At 52.6% G+C, this 17,044-nt stretch carries 10 protein-coding genes, 2 tRNA genes, 3 rRNA genes and 1 other annotated feature; of the genes, 5 read left to right on the top strand and 10 right to left on the bottom strand.

All coding sequences use genetic code 11. The features are described from left to right. Positions 1-175 precede the first annotated feature (175 nt). From ACSOSI_RS04220 to rluD, 8 genes are all read right to left on the bottom strand, one after another. A tRNA-Asp gene (locus ACSOSI_RS04220) sits at positions 176-252 on the bottom strand. 94 nt (positions 253-346) lie between these two features. Continuing rightward, positions 347-462 (bottom strand): 5S ribosomal RNA (gene rrf / locus ACSOSI_RS04215). Positions 463-559: 97 nt separating this feature from the next. Next, a 23S ribosomal RNA gene (locus tag ACSOSI_RS04210) occupies positions 560-3,468 on the bottom strand. 250 nt (positions 3,469-3,718) lie between these two features. Next, positions 3,719-3,794: transfer RNA gene (locus ACSOSI_RS04205), tRNA-Glu, on the bottom strand. A gap of 143 nt (positions 3,795-3,937) precedes the next feature. Then, positions 3,938-5,480, bottom strand: a 16S ribosomal RNA gene (locus ACSOSI_RS04200). Together the 16S, 23S and 5S rRNA genes with 2 tRNA genes alongside form the textbook arrangement of a ribosomal RNA operon. A 580-nt stretch (positions 5,481-6,060) precedes the next feature. After that, positions 6,061-8,634, bottom strand: coding sequence for an ATP-dependent chaperone ClpB (gene clpB / locus ACSOSI_RS04195; protein ID WP_017891681.1), 2,574 nt, complete (start codon positions 8,632-8,634; stop codon positions 6,061-6,063). Positions 8,635-8,764: 130 nt separating this feature from the next. After that, positions 8,765-9,496 (bottom strand): purine nucleoside phosphorylase YfiH, encoded by a 732-nt coding sequence (gene yfiH, locus ACSOSI_RS04190; RefSeq protein WP_261099240.1) that lies wholly within the window; start codon positions 9,494-9,496, stop codon positions 8,765-8,767. Beyond that, positions 9,496-10,473 (bottom strand): 23S rRNA pseudouridine(1911/1915/1917) synthase RluD, encoded by a 978-nt coding sequence (rluD, locus tag ACSOSI_RS04185; RefSeq protein WP_012005329.1) that lies wholly within the window; start codon positions 10,471-10,473, stop codon positions 9,496-9,498. Before rluD ends, yfiH begins: the two co-directional genes overlap by 1 nt. 131 nt (positions 10,474-10,604) lie before the next feature. Between rluD and bamD the strand changes: the two genes are divergently transcribed. From bamD to pheA, 4 genes are all read left to right on the top strand, one after another. Continuing rightward, on the top strand, positions 10,605-11,336 hold the full coding sequence (bamD, locus tag ACSOSI_RS04180; protein WP_012005328.1) for an outer membrane protein assembly factor BamD: 732 nt from the start codon (positions 10,605-10,607) through the stop codon (positions 11,334-11,336). Between the two features lie 312 nt (positions 11,337-11,648). Next, a complete protein-coding gene (gene raiA, locus ACSOSI_RS04175; protein WP_012005327.1) occupies positions 11,649-11,990 on the top strand; it encodes a ribosome-associated translation inhibitor RaiA in 342 nt (113 codons plus the stop codon). 122 nt (positions 11,991-12,112) lie between these two features. Further along, positions 12,113-12,239, top strand: a sequence feature (Phe leader region). Continuing rightward, positions 12,114-12,161 carry a pheA operon leader peptide PheL gene (pheL, locus tag ACSOSI_RS04170; RefSeq protein ID WP_198010413.1) on the top strand — a complete coding sequence of 16 codons (48 nt, stop codon included), beginning with the start codon at positions 12,114-12,116 and terminating at the stop codon, positions 12,159-12,161. (Overlaps the previous feature by 48 nt.) Positions 12,240-12,281: 42 nt before the next feature. Beyond that, the gene (pheA, locus tag ACSOSI_RS04165; RefSeq protein WP_012005326.1) at positions 12,282-13,439 is read left to right on the top strand and encodes a bifunctional chorismate mutase/prephenate dehydratase; all 1,158 of its coding nucleotides are present in this window, start codon (positions 12,282-12,284) and stop codon (positions 13,437-13,439) included. A 41-nt stretch (positions 13,440-13,480) separates the two neighbouring features. On the opposite strand, the gene tyrA is transcribed toward pheA, so the two are convergent. Next, positions 13,481-14,602 carry a bifunctional chorismate mutase/prephenate dehydrogenase gene (tyrA, locus tag ACSOSI_RS04160; protein WP_012005325.1) on the bottom strand — a complete coding sequence of 374 codons (1,122 nt, stop codon included), beginning with the start codon at positions 14,600-14,602 and terminating at the stop codon, positions 13,481-13,483. Positions 14,603-14,608: 6 nt separating this feature from the next. Next, complete coding sequence (locus ACSOSI_RS04155; RefSeq protein WP_012005324.1) at positions 14,609-15,682, bottom strand: 3-deoxy-7-phosphoheptulonate synthase; 1,074 nt, start codon at positions 15,680-15,682, stop codon at positions 14,609-14,611. 584 nt (positions 15,683-16,266) lie between these two features. Here ACSOSI_RS04155 and ACSOSI_RS04150 point away from each other — a divergent pair. Then, positions 16,267-17,031: a DUF481 domain-containing protein gene (locus tag ACSOSI_RS04150; protein WP_012005323.1), complete on the top strand. Its 765-nt coding sequence runs from the start codon at positions 16,267-16,269 to the stop codon at positions 17,029-17,031. Positions 17,032-17,044: the final 13 nt, after the last annotated feature.

Below are 17,044 nucleotides of genomic sequence, written 5' to 3'. Positions count from 1 at the left end.
TTACCCGGCGGAGGTTCCTGCTGCCGGGTATATTATTCTTTATATTGGCATTCAATTCAGATAATTATTTATCAGAACAGATTTTCACCGCATAAAACACGCTGCAATATTTAATTTTGTTGAATTTTGCATATGAAAAAGCCCTGAGTCAGAGACTCAGGGCTTATCAAATTAGTGGCGGAACGGACGGGGCTCGAACCCGCGACCCCCTGCGTGACAGGCAGGTATTCTAACCAACTGAACTACCGCTCCACCGGTTCTTTCACGTTACATCTTTCGATGTGGCAAAACCGCTCTTGGCGATCCTGCTCATTACCGGGTGTCAAACCGATAACGTTTAATTGATGCCTGGCAGTGTCCTACTCTCGCATGGGGAGACCCCACACTACCATCGGCGCTACGGCGTTTCACTTCTGAGTTCGGCATGGGATCAGGTGGGACCACCGCGCTATTGCCGCCAGGCAAATTCTGTTTCATTCCAGCCGTCATTCTCATGACCACCAGAACCAATCTCGGAACTCGCTGAAAATCTCTCAAATCAAAACACTTTTGGTGTTGTAAGGTTAAGTCTCACGGATCATTAGTACTGGTTAGCTCAATGCATCGCTGCACTTACACACCCAGCCTATCAACGTCTTAGTCTTAAACGTTCCTTCAGGGGAATCAAGTTCCCAGGGAAGACTCATCTCGAGGCAAGTTTCGCGCTTAGATGCTTTCAGCGCTTATCTTTTCCGCACTTAGCTACCGGGCAATGCCATTGGCATGACAACCCGAACACCAGTGGTGCGTTCACTCCGGTCCTCTCGTACTAGGAGCAACCCCTCTCAATCTTCCAACGCCCACGGCAGATAGGGACCGAACTGTCTCACGACGTTCTAAACCCAGCTCGCGTACCACTTTAAATGGCGAACAGCCATACCCTTGGGACCTACTTCAGCCCCAGGATGTGATGAGCCGACATCGAGGTGCCAAACACCGCCGTCGATATGAACTCTTGGGCGGTATCAGCCTGTTATCCCCGGAGTACCTTTTATCCGTTGAGCGATGGCCCTTCCATTCAGAACCACCGGATCACTAAGACCTACTTTCGTACCTGCTCGAGCCGTCACTCTCGCAGTCAAGCTAGCTTATGCCTTTGCACTAACCTCACGATGTCCGACCGTGATTAGCTAACCTTCGTGCTCCTCCGTTACTCTTTGGGAGGAGACCGCCCCAGTCAAACTACCCACCAGACACTGTCCTCACCCCGGATCACGGGGCCGAGTTAGAACATCAAACATTAAAGGGTGGTATTTCAAGGTTGGCTCCACGCAGACTGGCGTCCACGCTTCAAAGCCTCCCACCTATCCTACACATCAAGGCTCAATGTTCAGTGTCAAGCTATAGTAAAGGTTCACGGGGTCTTTCCGTCTTGCCGCGGGTACACTGCATCTTCACAGCGAGTTCAATTTCACTGAGTCTCGGGTGGAGACAGCCTGGCCATCATTACGCCATTCGTGCAGGTCGGAACTTACCCGACAAGGAATTTCGCTACCTTAGGACCGTTATAGTTACGGCCGCCGTTTACTGGGGCTTCGATCAAGAGCTTCGCCTTGCGGCTGACCCCATCAATTAACCTTCCAGCACCGGGCAGGCGTCACACCGTATACGTCCACTTTCGTGTTTGCACAGTGCTGTGTTTTTATTAAACAGTTGCAGCCAGCTGGTATCTGCGACTGGCTTCGGCTCCGAGAGCAAGTCTCTTCACCTACGCGCCAGCGTGCCTTCTCCCGAAGTTACGGCACCATTTTGCCTAGTTCCTTCACCCGAGTTCTCTCAAGCGCCTTGGTATTCTCTACCTGACCACCTGTGTCGGTTTGGGGTACGATTCTGTGTTACCTGATGCTTAGAGGCTTTTCCTGGAAGCTTGGCATCAACTACTTCTGCACCGTGGTGCATCGTCATCACGCCTCAGGGTTGAATAAGCAACCGGATTTACCAGGTCACTCCCCCTACACGCTTAAACCGGGACAACCGTCGCCCGGCTAGCCTAGCCTTCTCCGTCCCCCCTTCGCAGTAACACCGAGTACAGGAATATTAACCTGTTTCCCATCGACTACGCCTTTCGGCCTCGCCTTAGGGGTCGACTCACCCTGCCCCGATTAACGTTGGACAGGAACCCTTGGTCTTCCGGCGAGCGGGTTTTTCACCCGCTTTATCGTTACTTATGTCAGCATTCGCACTTCTGATACCTCCAGCAACCCTCACAGGCCACCTTCAACGGCTTACAGAACGCTCCCCTACCCAACAACGCCTAAGCGTCGCTGCCGCAGCTTCGGTGCATGGTTTAGCCCCGTTACATCTTCCGCGCAGGCCGACTCGACCAGTGAGCTATTACGCTTTCTTTAAATGATGGCTGCTTCTAAGCCAACATCCTGGCTGTCTATGCCTTCCCACATCGTTTCCCACTTAACCATGACTTTGGGACCTTAGCTGGCGGTCTGGGTTGTTTCCCTCTTCACGACGGACGTTAGCACCCGCCGTGTGTCTCCCGTGATAACATTCTTCGGTATTCGGAGTTTGCATCGGTTTGGTAAGCCGGGATGGCCCCCTAGCCGAAACAGTGCTCTACCCCCGAAGATGAGTTCACGAGGCGCTACCTAAATAGCTTTCGGGGAGAACCAGCTATCTCCCGGTTTGATTGGCCTTTCACCCCCAGCCACAAGTCATCCGCTAATTTTTCAACATTAGTCGGTTCGGTCCTCCAGTTAGTGTTACCCAACCTTCAACCTGCCCATGGCTAGATCACCGGGTTTCGGGTCTATACCTTGCAACTATTCGCCCAGTTAAGACTCGGTTTCCCTACGGCTCCCCTATACGGTTAACCTTGCTACAAAATATAAGTCGCTGACCCATTATACAAAAGGTACGCAGTCACCCAACTAGTAGGCTCCCACTGCTTGTACGTACACGGTTTCAGGTTCTATTTCACTCCCCTCGCCGGGGTTCTTTTCGCCTTTCCCTCACGGTACTGGTTCACTATCGGTCAGTCAGGAGTATTTAGCCTTGGAGGATGGTCCCCCCATATTCAGACAGGATGTCACGTGTCCCGCCCTACTCATCGAACTCACAATTAATGCATTTTAGTGTACGGGACTATCACCCTTTACTGTGCGACTTTCCAGACGCTTCCACTAACACAAGAACTGATTCAGGTTCTGGGCTCCTCCCCGTTCGCTCGCCGCTACTGGGGGAATCTCGGTTGATTTCTTTTCCTCGGGGTACTTAGATGTTTCAGTTCCCCCGGTTCGCCTCATACGACTATGTATTCATCGTATGATAGTGCAACGAATTGCACTGGGTTTCCCCATTCGGGTATCGCCGGTTATAACGGTTTATATCACCTTACCGACGCTTATCGCAGATTAACACGCCCTTCATCGCCTCTGACTGCCTAGGCATCCACCGTGTACGCTTAGTCACTTAACCTCACAACCCAAAAGCGTCTCTTGTAAACAAATAGACACAATTGCGCTGCTACATTTGAGAGACTCTATGACAGGTTAATCCTTACTCCAATACTTCTACGGAGGAGTAAGTTTCAGCTGTCATGTTTCAATTTTCAGCTTGTTCCAGATTGTTAAAGAGCAATATCTTAAACACGACTCGTTAAAGTCATCTTTAAGATATTTTCGGCGCAGCAAGCACCGGTGATAATGTCTTTCACTCATTATCGGAATGGCGTCCCCAAGGGGATTCGAACCCCTGTTACAGCCGTGAAAGGGCAGTGTCCTAGGCCTCTAGACGATGGGGACACGAAATTCCGATCAGACTCTCGTCTTAATCGGTTCGTATCAGCATGAGTCAGAGACTCATTACATCAACAGGTAGCGCTTTTGCTCATTACTTTTCTATCAGACAATCTGTGTGAGCACTTCACGCAATCAATATCATTAGGTAAGGAGGTGATCCAACCGCAGGTTCCCCTACGGTTACCTTGTTACGACTTCACCCCAGTCATGAATCACAAAGTGGTAAGCGCCCTCCCGAAGGTTAAGCTACCTACTTCTTTTGCAACCCACTCCCATGGTGTGACGGGCGGTGTGTACAAGGCCCGGGAACGTATTCACCGTAGCATTCTGATCTACGATTACTAGCGATTCCGACTTCACGGAGTCGAGTTGCAGACTCCGATCCGGACTACGACGTACTTTATGAGGTCCGCTGGCTCTCGCGAGTTCGCTTCTCTTTGTATACGCCATTGTAGCACGTGTGTAGCCCTACTCGTAAGGGCCATGATGACTTGACGTCATCCCCACCTTCCTCCGGTTTATCACCGGCAGTCTCCTTTGAGTTCCCACCATTACGTGCTGGCAACAAAGGATAAGGGTTGCGCTCGTTGCGGGACTTAACCCAACATTTCACAACACGAGCTGACGACAGCCATGCAGCACCTGTCTCAGAGTTCCCGAAGGCACTAAGCTATCTCTAGCAAATTCTCTGGATGTCAAGAGTAGGTAAGGTTCTTCGCGTTGCATCGAATTAAACCACATGCTCCACCGCTTGTGCGGGCCCCCGTCAATTCATTTGAGTTTTAACCTTGCGGCCGTACTCCCCAGGCGGTCGACTTAACGCGTTAGCTCCGGAAGCCACGCCTCAAGGGCACAACCTCCAAGTCGACATCGTTTACAGCGTGGACTACCAGGGTATCTAATCCTGTTTGCTCCCCACGCTTTCGCACCTGAGCGTCAGTCTTTGTCCAGGGGGCCGCCTTCGCCACCGGTATTCCTCCAGATCTCTACGCATTTCACCGCTACACCTGGAATTCTACCCCCCTCTACAAGACTCTAGCTTGCCAGTTTCAAATGCAGTTCCCACGTTAAGCGCGGGGATTTCACATCTGACTTAACAAACCGCCTGCGTGCGCTTTACGCCCAGTAATTCCGATTAACGCTTGCACCCTCCGTATTACCGCGGCTGCTGGCACGGAGTTAGCCGGTGCTTCTTCTGCGAGTAACGTCAATGCAATGTGCTATTAACACACTACCCTTCCTCCTCGCTGAAAGTGCTTTACAACCCGAAGGCCTTCTTCACACACGCGGCATGGCTGCATCAGGCTTGCGCCCATTGTGCAATATTCCCCACTGCTGCCTCCCGTAGGAGTCTGGACCGTGTCTCAGTTCCAGTGTGGCTGGTCATCCTCTCAGACCAGCTAGGGATCGTCGCCTAGGTGAGCCATTACCCCACCTACTAGCTAATCCCATCTGGGCACATCTGATGGCGTGAGGCCCGAAGGTCCCCCACTTTGGTCCGAAGACGTTATGCGGTATTAGCTACCGTTTCCAGTAGTTATCCCCCTCCATCAGGCAGTTTCCCAGACATTACTCACCCGTCCGCCGCTCGTCACCCAGAGAGCAAGCTCTCTTGTGCTACCGCTCGACTTGCATGTGTTAGGCCTGCCGCCAGCGTTCAATCTGAGCCATGATCAAACTCTTCAATTAAAAGCTTGATTTGCTTCAACTCGTGAAGCGATGCTCGAAAATAACTTTCGTAATAGTCATTCAGTTGGACAAGCCAACGAAACAACTTATTGCTTGGTCACTCTTCAAGACTTGATATTTTTTCGAACCCGAAGGTTCTGGATATCGTCTTGTGGAGTGCCCACACAGATTGTCTGATAAATTGTTAAAGAGCGTTCGTTACGGAGATAACTCTCGGTAACGCGGGAGGTGCATATTACGCTTTCCCGCTGAAGAGTCAAGCTTTTTTCTTATTAAGAAACGGTGTTTTCACCGGCTTGCTTCTTCCTGGCTGGGCGACTTGGTTCTCGTTAGAGGAGTCGTTGTTCCCGGTCAGTGGAGGCGCATTATAGGGAGTTCTCAGAACGCCGCAACCCCTAAATGCAAAAAACTTTTCAAGCGTTCAAATAACAACCAATAAAGGCCTTTTAGGATATTTATTAGCCGGAAAAGTGGTGTTTTAAGGCCATTAGCCCGGAAAACTCTCTAAGAGCAATGAAAACAGATAAAGAAAAGGGAGCGGTCACCCGCTCCCTTTTATCGCAATGACTATAGATAGTCGTTACTGTTTAGCGACGATGTGCTCGTCTTCCACATCCAGCGTCACCGGTTTGCCCGGAATCAACTTGCCGGAAAGGATTTGCTGCGCCAATGGGTTTTCGATCTCCTGCTGGATAGCGCGTTTCAATGGACGAGCACCATACACAGGGTCGAAACCAGTTTTGCCCAGCAGTTCCAACGCCGGTTCGGTCATAGTGACTTCGTAACCACGCTCTTCCAGACGTTTGTACAGACGCGCCAACTGAATCTTGGCGATCTCGGCAATGTGTTTCTGGCCGAGTGGGTGGAACACTACCACCTCATCTATACGGTTGATGAATTCCGGACGGAAATGATGCGTGACCATTTCCATCACCGATTCCTTCATCTGCGCGTAGTTCATCTGACCGAAGTGTTCCTGGATCAGATCGGACCCCAGGTTAGAAGTCATGATCACCACGGTATTACGGAAATCAACGGTACGTCCCTGACCATCGGTCAGACGCCCATCGTCCAAGACCTGCAGCAGAATGTTGAACACATCCGGGTGCGCCTTCTCAACTTCATCCAACAGGATCACTGAATAAGGTCGACGACGTACCGCCTCGGTCAGATAACCGCCCTCTTCATACCCGACATAGCCCGGAGGCGCACCCACCAGCCGCGATACCGAATGCTTTTCCATAAACTCGGACATATCGATACGCACCATGGCATCGTCACTGTCGAACAGGAACGAGGCCAGCGCCTTACAGAGTTCTGTTTTACCCACCCCGGTCGGGCCGAGGAACAGGAACGAACCGATTGGACGGTTTGGATCTGAAAGCCCAGCTCGGCTACGGCGAATGGCGTTAGATACCGCGCTCACGGCTTCATCCTGGCCAATCACCCGAGAATGCAGCTCCTGCTCCAGGCGCAACAGCTTGTCACGCTCGCCTTCCAGCATTCTGGCAACAGGAATACCGGTAGCTCGCGCCAACACTTCGGCAATTTCTGCGTCGGTCACCCGGTTACGCAACAGCTTCATGGTTTTGCCTTCGGCCAGCGTGGCGGCAGCAAGCTGTTTTTCCAACTCTGGGATCTTGCCGTACTGCAGTTCCGACATCCGCCCCAGATCGCCGACGCGACGCGCCTGCTCCAGGGTTATCTTGGCCTGCTCAAGTTCCGCTTTAATATTCTGCGTACCGGAGAGTGAGGCTTTTTCCGCTTTCCACTCTTCTTCCAGCTCTGAATATTCACGCTCTTTCTGCTCCAGCTCGCCGCTAAGCATTTCCAGACGTTTCTTGCTGGCGTCGTCCGACTCTTTACTCAGCGCCTGTTGCTCCAGCTTAAGCTGAATAATGCGGCGCTCCAGACGATCGAGCGATTCCGGCTTGGAGTCCATCTGCATACGGATGCTGGACGCCGCCTCATCGATCAGGTCAATAGCCTTATCCGGCAATTGACGATCGGAGATATAGCGGTGTGACAAGGTCGCCGCCGCAACAATCGCCGGGTCAGTGATCTGCACATGGTGATGCAGTTCATAACGTTCTTTCAGGCCTCGCAGGATAGCGATGGTGTCTTCAACGCTGGGTTCCGCCACATAGACTTTCTGGAAACGACGTTCGAGCGCCGCGTCCTTCTCTATATACTGGCGATATTCGTCCAGCGTGGTGGCACCGACGCAGTGCAGTTCCCCACGCGCCAGCGCCGGTTTCAACATATTGCCGGCATCCATTGCGCCATCGGCTTTACCCGCGCCAACCATAGTGTGCAGTTCATCAATAAACAGAATGACGCTGCCTTCCTGTTTGGACAGATCGCTCAGCACCGCTTTCAGACGCTCTTCAAACTCACCGCGGTACTTGGCCCCGGCAATCAGCGCCCCCATATCGAGGGACAGCACTCGTTTATGCTTTAGGCCTTCCGGGACTTCACCATTAATGATGCGTTGCGCCAAACCTTCGACGATGGCGGTTTTACCCACGCCAGGCTCGCCGATCAACACCGGGTTGTTTTTGGTACGACGTTGCAGCACCTGAATGGTGCGACGGATCTCTTCGTCACGGCCGATAACCGGGTCAAGCTTGCCCTGCTCGGCACGTTCGGTCAGATCAATAGTGTATTTCTTCAATGCCTGACGTTGGTCTTCAGCACCCTGATCTTCCACGCTGTCTCCACCTCGCATTTGCTCAATAGCCTTGCTGATTTTATCGGTTGTCGCACCGGCCGCTTTCAACAGATCGGTCAATGTTCCACGATCCTCAAGCACCGCCAGTACAAAGAGTTCGGAAGAAATGAATTTGTCCGCCCGCTTTTGCGCCAGCTTGTCGCACAGGTTAAGGACACGCACCAGTTCATGGGACGGTTGAACGTCACCACCGGTACCTTCGACTTGAGGCTGACGAGACAGTGCCTGTTCGATTTCAGTGCGCACGCGCCCTGCATCGATACCGGCAGAAGTTAAGAGTGGACGAACCGTGCCCCCGTCCTGATTGAGCAGAGCGCTCATCAGATGTAACGGTTCAATAAACTGGTTGTCGCGCCCAAGGGCTAAAGATTGGGCATCGGCGAGGGCAAGCTGGAATTTGTTAGTAAGACGATCCAGACGCATAACACCTCCAAGATGGGTCGAAATTGCTACTGGAGATTAAATGAGGTCATCCCTCAAAAATTCAAGGTTATTTCGACTGTATATTTTCGGTACTACATCATGCGTCTTTGGACCGTCCTAATTCAATAGGTTATATCAGCCAGATTAAACTTGCCAGACGTCCGGTTATTCCATCGCGACGATAGGAGAAAAAATGACTGATTTCGCTCACCGTGCAGCGATCGCCACCGTAGATGGCGTGAATGCCTGCGCGTTGCAGGCGCTGACGAGCCAATAAATAGATATCGGCCAGGAATTTATCACCCTGGGGGGTGAATGCTGCCGCCGCTGCGTCATCCACAGCAATAAATGCCGCACGGACCTCTGGCCCTACCTCAAACTGTTGCGGACCAATTGCCGGGCCGAGCCAGGCGCTGATGCAACCCGGTTCAGCAGCAAAAGCAGCCAGAGTTTGTTCCAGCACGCCATTGCACAGCCCACGCCAACCGGCATGGGCTGCAGCAACTTCATCACCGGCCTGCGAGCAAAACAGCACCGGCAAGCAATCCGCCGTCATCACGGCACACACTTGCCCCGGGACATTACTGTAAACGGCGTCCGCTCGCAGGTCGGCTGGCGTTTGCCCATCCAGCCGCACTACACGGGTACCATGGATTTGCTCCAGCCAGACTGGCATCTGCGGCAGGCCGGCGCCCTCCACCAGCCGTTGGCGGTTATCCGCCACCGCCCGCGCATCATCACCCACGTGGGTTCCGAGGTTGAGCGAGTCATACGGCGGTAAACTGATGCCGCCGTGACGGGTCGTGCTGCAGGCTTTTACCCCAGCAGGCAACGGCCAATCGGGCAGGATAAGCGAATCCATTACCAGTTCATCTGATCTTTAAATTCTTCGGTATCGGCTTTCAGCGCGTTAATCAAATCGACCATATCTTGAGGCAGCGGCGCGTGCCACTCCATCTGGATACCGCTGATTGGATGATATAAACGCAGCATGGTAGCGTGCAGTGCCTGGCGATCGAAACCGCGCAGCGTGGCAATAAATGCATCCGACGCACCTTTTGGCGGACGCGGACGGCCACCGTACAGCTGATCCCCCACCAACGGATGGTTGATATGTGACATATGCACACGGATCTGGTGAGTACGGCCGGTTTCCAGACGCAGACGCAGGCGCGTGTGCGCACGGAAGTGCTCCATAATACGGTAATGCGTCACCGCGGGTTTCCCCATCGGGTGCACTGCCATATGGGTGCGCTTGGTCGAATGGCGCGAAATTGGCTCTTCGACAGTACCGCCGGCGGTCATGGTGCCAATGGCGACCGCTTCATATTCACGGGTAATATCACGCGCCTGCAGCGCTTCTACCAGTCGGGTTTGCGCCGGAACGGTTTTGGCCACGACCATCAAACCGGTAGTGTCCTTGTCCAGACGGTGCACGATGCCGGCACGCGGCACATCGGCAATTTCAGGATAGTAGTGCAGCAACGCATTGAGCACCGTGCCATCCGGGTTGCCGGCGCCAGGGTGCACGACCAGGTCGCGTGGCTTGTTGATGACCAGAATGTCACTGTCTTCGTAGACGATATTCAGCGCGATGTCCTGCGGTTCCCAACGGGCGTCTTCTTCTATCTGTGCATCAATGGCGACCGTCTCTCCCCCCAGTACCTTCTCTTTCGGTTTGTTTATCGTTTTGCCATTAACCTGTACCCGATTGTCCAGGATCCAATCTTTTATGCGAGATCGTGAATAATCAGGGAACAATTCGGCCAAAGCCTGATCTAAACGTTGTCCGAGTTGAGATTCGGCCACCGTTGCGGTGAGTTGTACTTGTTGTGCCATATGCAGCTTCTTCGTTAACGTTGGGTTTTCACGGCGATGCCGTTTAATATAATGTGCTATTGTAACTGGTCTTTGTCGGGAGCTTAACGGACAGTCTCCCGGAATAACACCCTGAGGATAATCAAAACGTCATGACGCGTATGAAATATCTGGTGGCGGCAGCCACGTTGAGCCTGGCGCTGGCAGGTTGCTCCACATCCAAGGATGCGGTTCCCGACAACCCACCTTCGGAAATCTATGCTACTGCCCAGCAAAAACTGCAGGACGGTAACTTTAAGGGCGCGATTACGCAACTCGAAGCGTTAGATAACCGCTATCCTTTCGGGCCGTACTCTCAGCAGGTTCAGTTGGACCTGATTTATGCCTACTACAAATCTGCCGATTTACCACTGGCTCAGGCGTCTATCGATCGTTTCATGCGTCTGAACCCTACGCACCCGAACATCGACTACGTGATGTACATGCGTGGTCTGACCGATATGGCGTTGGATGACAGTGCATTGCAAGGCTTCTTCGGGGTCGATCGTTCAGACCGCGATCCACAGCATGCTCGCGCTGCGTTTCGCGATTTCAGCCAGCTGATTCAGCAGTACCCGAACAGCCAGTATGTGACCGATGCCAACAAGCGTCTGGTGTATCTGAAAGACCGCCTGGCCAAGTATGAGCTTTCGGTGGTGGAATACTACACTAAACGCGGTGCCTACGTCGCGGTCGTTAATCGCGCCGAACAGATGCTACGTGAATATCCGGATACCAAAGCAACGCGCGACGCGCTGCCGCTGATGGAAAATGCGTATAAGCAGTTGCAACTGAACGGTCAGGCCGACAAAGTGGCCAAAGTGATTGCCGCCAACCCGGCATAACCGAATTGGCAACGGCAGAAAAACAAAACGGCAGCCTTGGCTGCCGTTTTCATTTGCTGCGAACTTAGCCAGAACTGGATAAATACACAAGCAAAAACACGATGTTAGCAAGTCTGCCCCACCGCTTATCCTTTCAATAATGCGCGTTCCGCTCACAAGACTCAAGCGTTAGATAGCCAATTCAAATGCTGAATCACAGATTGAACTAACTTTGCAAAAAGTGACAAAAATACGTGATTTTCATCACGCATTTAAGCAAAAAGCGGGGTATGCTGGATCCATCCAAGACGGAAAGACAGAGAGGTAAGTTATATGACATTGAACATTACCAGCAAACAAATGGATATCACTCCCGCAATCCGCAGTCACGTCGAAGACCGTCTCACCAAACTGGAAAAATGGCAGGCCCAACTGATTAACCCACATATCGTCTTATCCAAAGAACCGAAAGGGTTTGTTGCCGACGCCACCATTACTACCCCTAACGGCCCGCTGGTCGCCAGCGCTAAACATGAAGACATGTACACCGCCGTTAACGATTTGATCGCCAAGCTGGAACGCCAGTTGAATAAGGTGCAGCACAAAGGCGAAGCACGCCGTGCCGCGACCAGCGTGAAGGACATCATTCCGGAAGTCGAACCGGAACAGGAATAACCGTTTAGCGGCTGTTTCACATCAAACGCGCCTGAGGGCGCGTTTTTTGTCTGGTTTTTTTATTGACGAGATAAAGGCCTGCGGTTACTTTAAAACCTGTCTCACGCATACTCTGGATAACCCATGCTCCGTAAACCGTTTTTCTTCGCATTCTTTTTTACCTTCCCCTGATTGGGAGGCGTTTCGTCGTGTGATAAAGAATGCGAAGACGAACAGCAAAGCCTCCTGAAATCAGGGGGCTTTTTTTATGGCTATTTACGACGTATAAAAAATATAAGGCAGAAGCTGATTATGACTGACAACCCGTTACTCGTGCTGCGCGAACGCATCAGCGCACTGGATCTGAAACTGCTGTCCCTGCTGGCAGAACGCCGTGAACTGGCTGTAGAGGTAGGGAAAACCAAGCTGCACTCTCATCGTCCAATTCGGGATAAAGAGCGTGAGCGCGACCTGCTGGACGCCCTGATCGCCGCTGCCAAACCCTACGATCTGGACGGGTTCTACGTCACCCGCCTGTTCCAGCTAATTATCGAAGACTCGGTATTAACCCAGCAGTCTTTACTGCAAAACCAACTCAATCAAGTCAGTCAGCATTCAGCCCGCATCGCTTTCCTCGGCCCGAAAGGCTCTTATTCACACCTGGCCGCACGCCAATACGCTGCTCGTCATTTCGACCAGTTGATCGAGTGCGGTTGCCAGAAATTCCAGGACATATTTACCCAGGTCGAAACCGGCCAGGCGGATTACGCCATTCTGCCGATTGAAAATACCAGCTCAGGTTCGATTAACGATGTCTACGATCTGCTGCAGCACACCAGCCTGTCGATCGTCGGCGAACTAACCAACCCTATCGATCACTGCGTCCTGGTAGCCAGCGATACCGATCTTGCCCAGATTGAAACCGTGTATAGCCACCCGCAGCCGTTCCAGCAATGCAGCCAGTTCATTAATCGTTATCCGCACTGGAAAATCGAATATTGTGAAAGCACTGCCGCAGCGATGGAAAAGGTCGCCAAATTGAACTCGCCAAAAGCCGCAGCGCTGGGCAGCGAAGCCGGCGGGGCACTGTATGGCCTGCAGGTGCTGGAGCACAATCTGGCCAATCAACAGCAGAACATCACCCGCTTCATCGTGCTGGCGCGTAAGGCTATCGACGTCTCCGAGCAAGTGCCGGCTAAAACCACGCTGATCATGGCCACCGGGCAGCAGTCTGGTGCACTGGTTGAAGCGCTGCTGGTGCTGCGCGAAAACGGCATCATTATGACCAAACTGGAATCTCGCCCGATTAACGGCAATCCGTGGGAGGAAATGTTTTATATCGATGTGCAGGCTAACCTGCGTTCTGAATCAATGCAGAAAGCATTGAGGGATCTGACGCCTATAACTCGCTCGTTGAAGGTGTTGGGCTGCTACCCCAGCGACAACGTGGTGCCGGTCAATCCATCCTGAATGAGATAAAAAAGGGTTCGGCATTGCCGAACCCAGATATTTTACTGTCGACTGTCATTCGCCTGGCGCAACAACGAACGGCTTTCCACCAGGAAACGCTGCGCGTAGTCGCCAAACCAATGCTCGACCTTTTGGAAACTCTGGATAAACGCCTGTTTATCGCCCTGTTCCAGCAGTTTTATCGCCTCGCCAAACCGTTGGTAGTAGCGTTTGATTAGCGCAATGTTCTCTTCCGACGACATGATGATATCTGCGTACAACTGCGGATCCTGCGCAAACAGCCGCCCGACCATCGCCAATTCCAACCGGTAGATTGGTGAAGAGAGTGCCAGCAACTGTTCCAACTGAACGTTTTCTTCCGCCAAATGCAGACCATAGGCAAAGGTGGCAAAATGGCGCAGCGCCTGAATGAAGGCCATATTCTGATCGTGCTCAACCGCGCTGATACGGTGCAAACGCGCGCCCCATACCTGCAGTTGCTCCAGCAACCATTGATAGGCTTGCGGCTCGCGGCCATCGCAATAGACCACCACCTGCTTGGCCACGCTGCCTACGTCCGGACCAAACATCGGATGCAGACCCACCACCGGGCCAGAGTGCGCTGCCAACATGGCATTTAGCGGGCGATTTTTTACCGACGCCAGATCGACCAGGATACAGTCTGCCGGCAGCGGAGGTAATCTTTCAATCACCTGCTCGGTCACGTGAATCGGCACGCTGACAATCACCATTCCGGCGTCTGCCAGCAAAGCATCGGCCTGCGGCCAGTCTTGCTGATCCAATACCTTGACCTGGTAGCCGGACAGCGTCAGCAGGCGATTAAACAACCGTCCCATTTGGCCGTTACCGCCGATGATGACAATAGGACGCAGCTGTGGGTTCAGGGTTTTAAAGCCTTTGTCGTTCTCGCTGACATAAGACTCACGCATTACCCGGCGCAGTACATCTTCAATCAGATCGGGCGGTACACCCAGATTCTCTGCTTCCTGGCGCCGTGAGGCCAACATCGCCGCCTCACGCTCGGGAACATATACCGGTAAACCGTGGTGGCTCTTAACCTCACCCACTTCTGCCACCAGCTGCAGGCGTTTCGCCAGCAGCTCCAGCAGCGCCTTATCCACTTCGTCAATTTGATCGCGCAACGCGGTCAGTTCAGCCACCATAACTTACTACTCTCCAGTACGTGCCGTCAGCGCAGTGCCGAGTTCCTGGTGCATATGGCGCAGCAGCGTCTGGGTACTCTCCCAGTTAATGCAGGCGTCAGTAACAGAAACCCCGTAGCGCATATCTGCACGCGGTTGCTCAGAAGACTGGCTGCCTTCGTGCAGGTGGCTTTCCAGCATGATGCCGGTGATCGAACGGTTACCCGCTTTAATCTGCTCTACCACGGACTCGGCAACCGTCGGCTGACGGCGATAGTCTTTATTCGAGTTGCCATGGCTGCAATCTATCATCAAGGACGGGTGGAGTCCCGCGTCCCGCATCTGTTTTTCACAGGCCGCAACGTCTTCGGCACTGTAGTTCGGCGTTTTACCACCGCGCAGGATCACGTGCCCATCCGGGTTACCCTGCGTTTGCAGCAGGCACACTTGCCCTGCCTGGTTGATGCCGACAAAACGGTGTGGCATCGCCGCGGCACGCATGGCGTTGATTGCCGTCCCCAGGCTGCCGTCGGTGCCGTTTTTGAAGCCCACCGGCATCGACAAGCCTGAAGCCATCTCGCGGTGAGTCTGCGATTCTGTGGTACGCGCACCAATCGCCGACCAGCTGAACAGGTCGCCCAGGTATTGCGGGCTGTTCGGATCCAAGGCTTCTGTCGCCAACGGCAGACCCATACCTACCAGATCCAGCAACAGACGACGCGCGATGTGCAAACCGGCTTCAACATCAAACGAACCGTCCATGTACGGATCGTTGATCAGGCCTTTCCAGCCAACGGTGGTGCGTGGTTTTTCAAAATAGACGCGCATAACGATATACAGCTGATCGCTCAATTCAGCCGACAGGGTTTTCAAATGACGGGCGTAATCCAGGGCAGCATCCGGGTCGTGGATAGAACAGGGTCCGCACACCACCAGCAGGCGATGATCGCGCCCCTGCAAAATATCAGCGATGGTTTTACGCGCGGTAGCGATTTCATTTTCATCGCTGGCGCTGAGCGGAAACTGGTTCTTCAGTTCTTCCGGAGTGATCAGAATTTGTTCTGCACTGATATGAACGTTATTGAGCGCGTCTTTTTGCATGATGCTATTCCTGTCGTTTGCCGTTATGCGTAAGCGTTAATACAACCTTGAGCGTTTCAGGTCCTTACCATACCATGTGATGTAAAGTTTTCAATCCGATATCTGTAAATAAAAAATTACCACTGACAAATCCGCTTGAAAGCCCATATTAAAAGAGACAGAGAACAACAGTCAATTATATGTTTTATAAACAAAAATAAACAAATACAATCAAGGTTATCGTTTATCCCCTTTAAGCTTTAAGAATCGGAATCATCACCATCAAGTGTAAATAAAAATATACACCATATTTTCCACAACAATACATCAGGCCGCGATACAGCTCTCAGTCTCATCCGGATTATCGAGCACGGCTGCCCACCCGCTGTTGCCACCAGACGACAACCTTAGCCAAAACCCAGCCAAACGCTAAGGATACTCAGCATGATATGCCGCAGGAAGGGGTTAATTAAGTAGAAGAAAAGTGAATAAGTAAGGATGAGAAATTAAAAACTTAAGCTAATCGTAGCTATTTTGGTCGCCATGACGAACCGATATAATGTGACTGACATCACTTATAATCACTCTTAACAACTGGATCCAAAATGCTCTCTTTACGCGCTCGCCGCGCTATTCCGCTGTTCATTAGCTGCTTAACGACTTTCACCAGTGTTTCAGCCCTTGCCGACAATACGCTTTTCACCGCGATGGACGATCCGGCCACCGCTAAAAAGCCGTTTGAAGGCAACGTCCAGGCCGGCTACAACTCGCAGTCTGGTAACTCACAAAGCTCGACCCTGCTGGCCAACACCAGCATGACCTGGTTCAACAGCGATGCCGCCTACAGCCTGTGGGGAGCCGCCAACAACACCACCTCCTCTAACGTGCGCTCGTCTGAAAAGTATCAGGCCGGTGGCCGTACCCGTTATAACCTGTCCGATCGCAACTACCTGTTCGGTCAGGCAAGTTGGCTTAGTGACCGCTTCAACGGTTATGACTCCCGTTCCACGCTGACCGGCGGTTATGGTCGCCAAATCCTCAACGGGCCGCTCAGCGACCTGCGAGTTGAATTTGGTCCCGGCGTACGTCACGATGAATATCATGGCGGTGGTCGCTCCACCAAAGCGCTGGCTTACGGCGCAGCCAACTATTCGTATCAGTTGACCGACAATACCAAGTTCTCCGAGGGTGTTTCCGCACTGGCTAACGAAGAAACCACCTTGAACTCCGAAACCGCGCTAAGCGTCGCGATTAACGAAAGGTTCGCACTGCGTCTGGCTTATAACGTGACTTACAACAGCAAGCCGCCGGCGTCAGCACCGAAGAACACCGACACCACCACCTCCATCAGCCTGGTGTACGGTCTGTAATCTTTTCGGTTCC

The organism is Serratia sp. AR11 (assembly GCF_056376275.1).
Note: the sequence above shows the minus strand (reverse complement) of the source record. Positions and strands in the feature narration are given on the sequence as shown.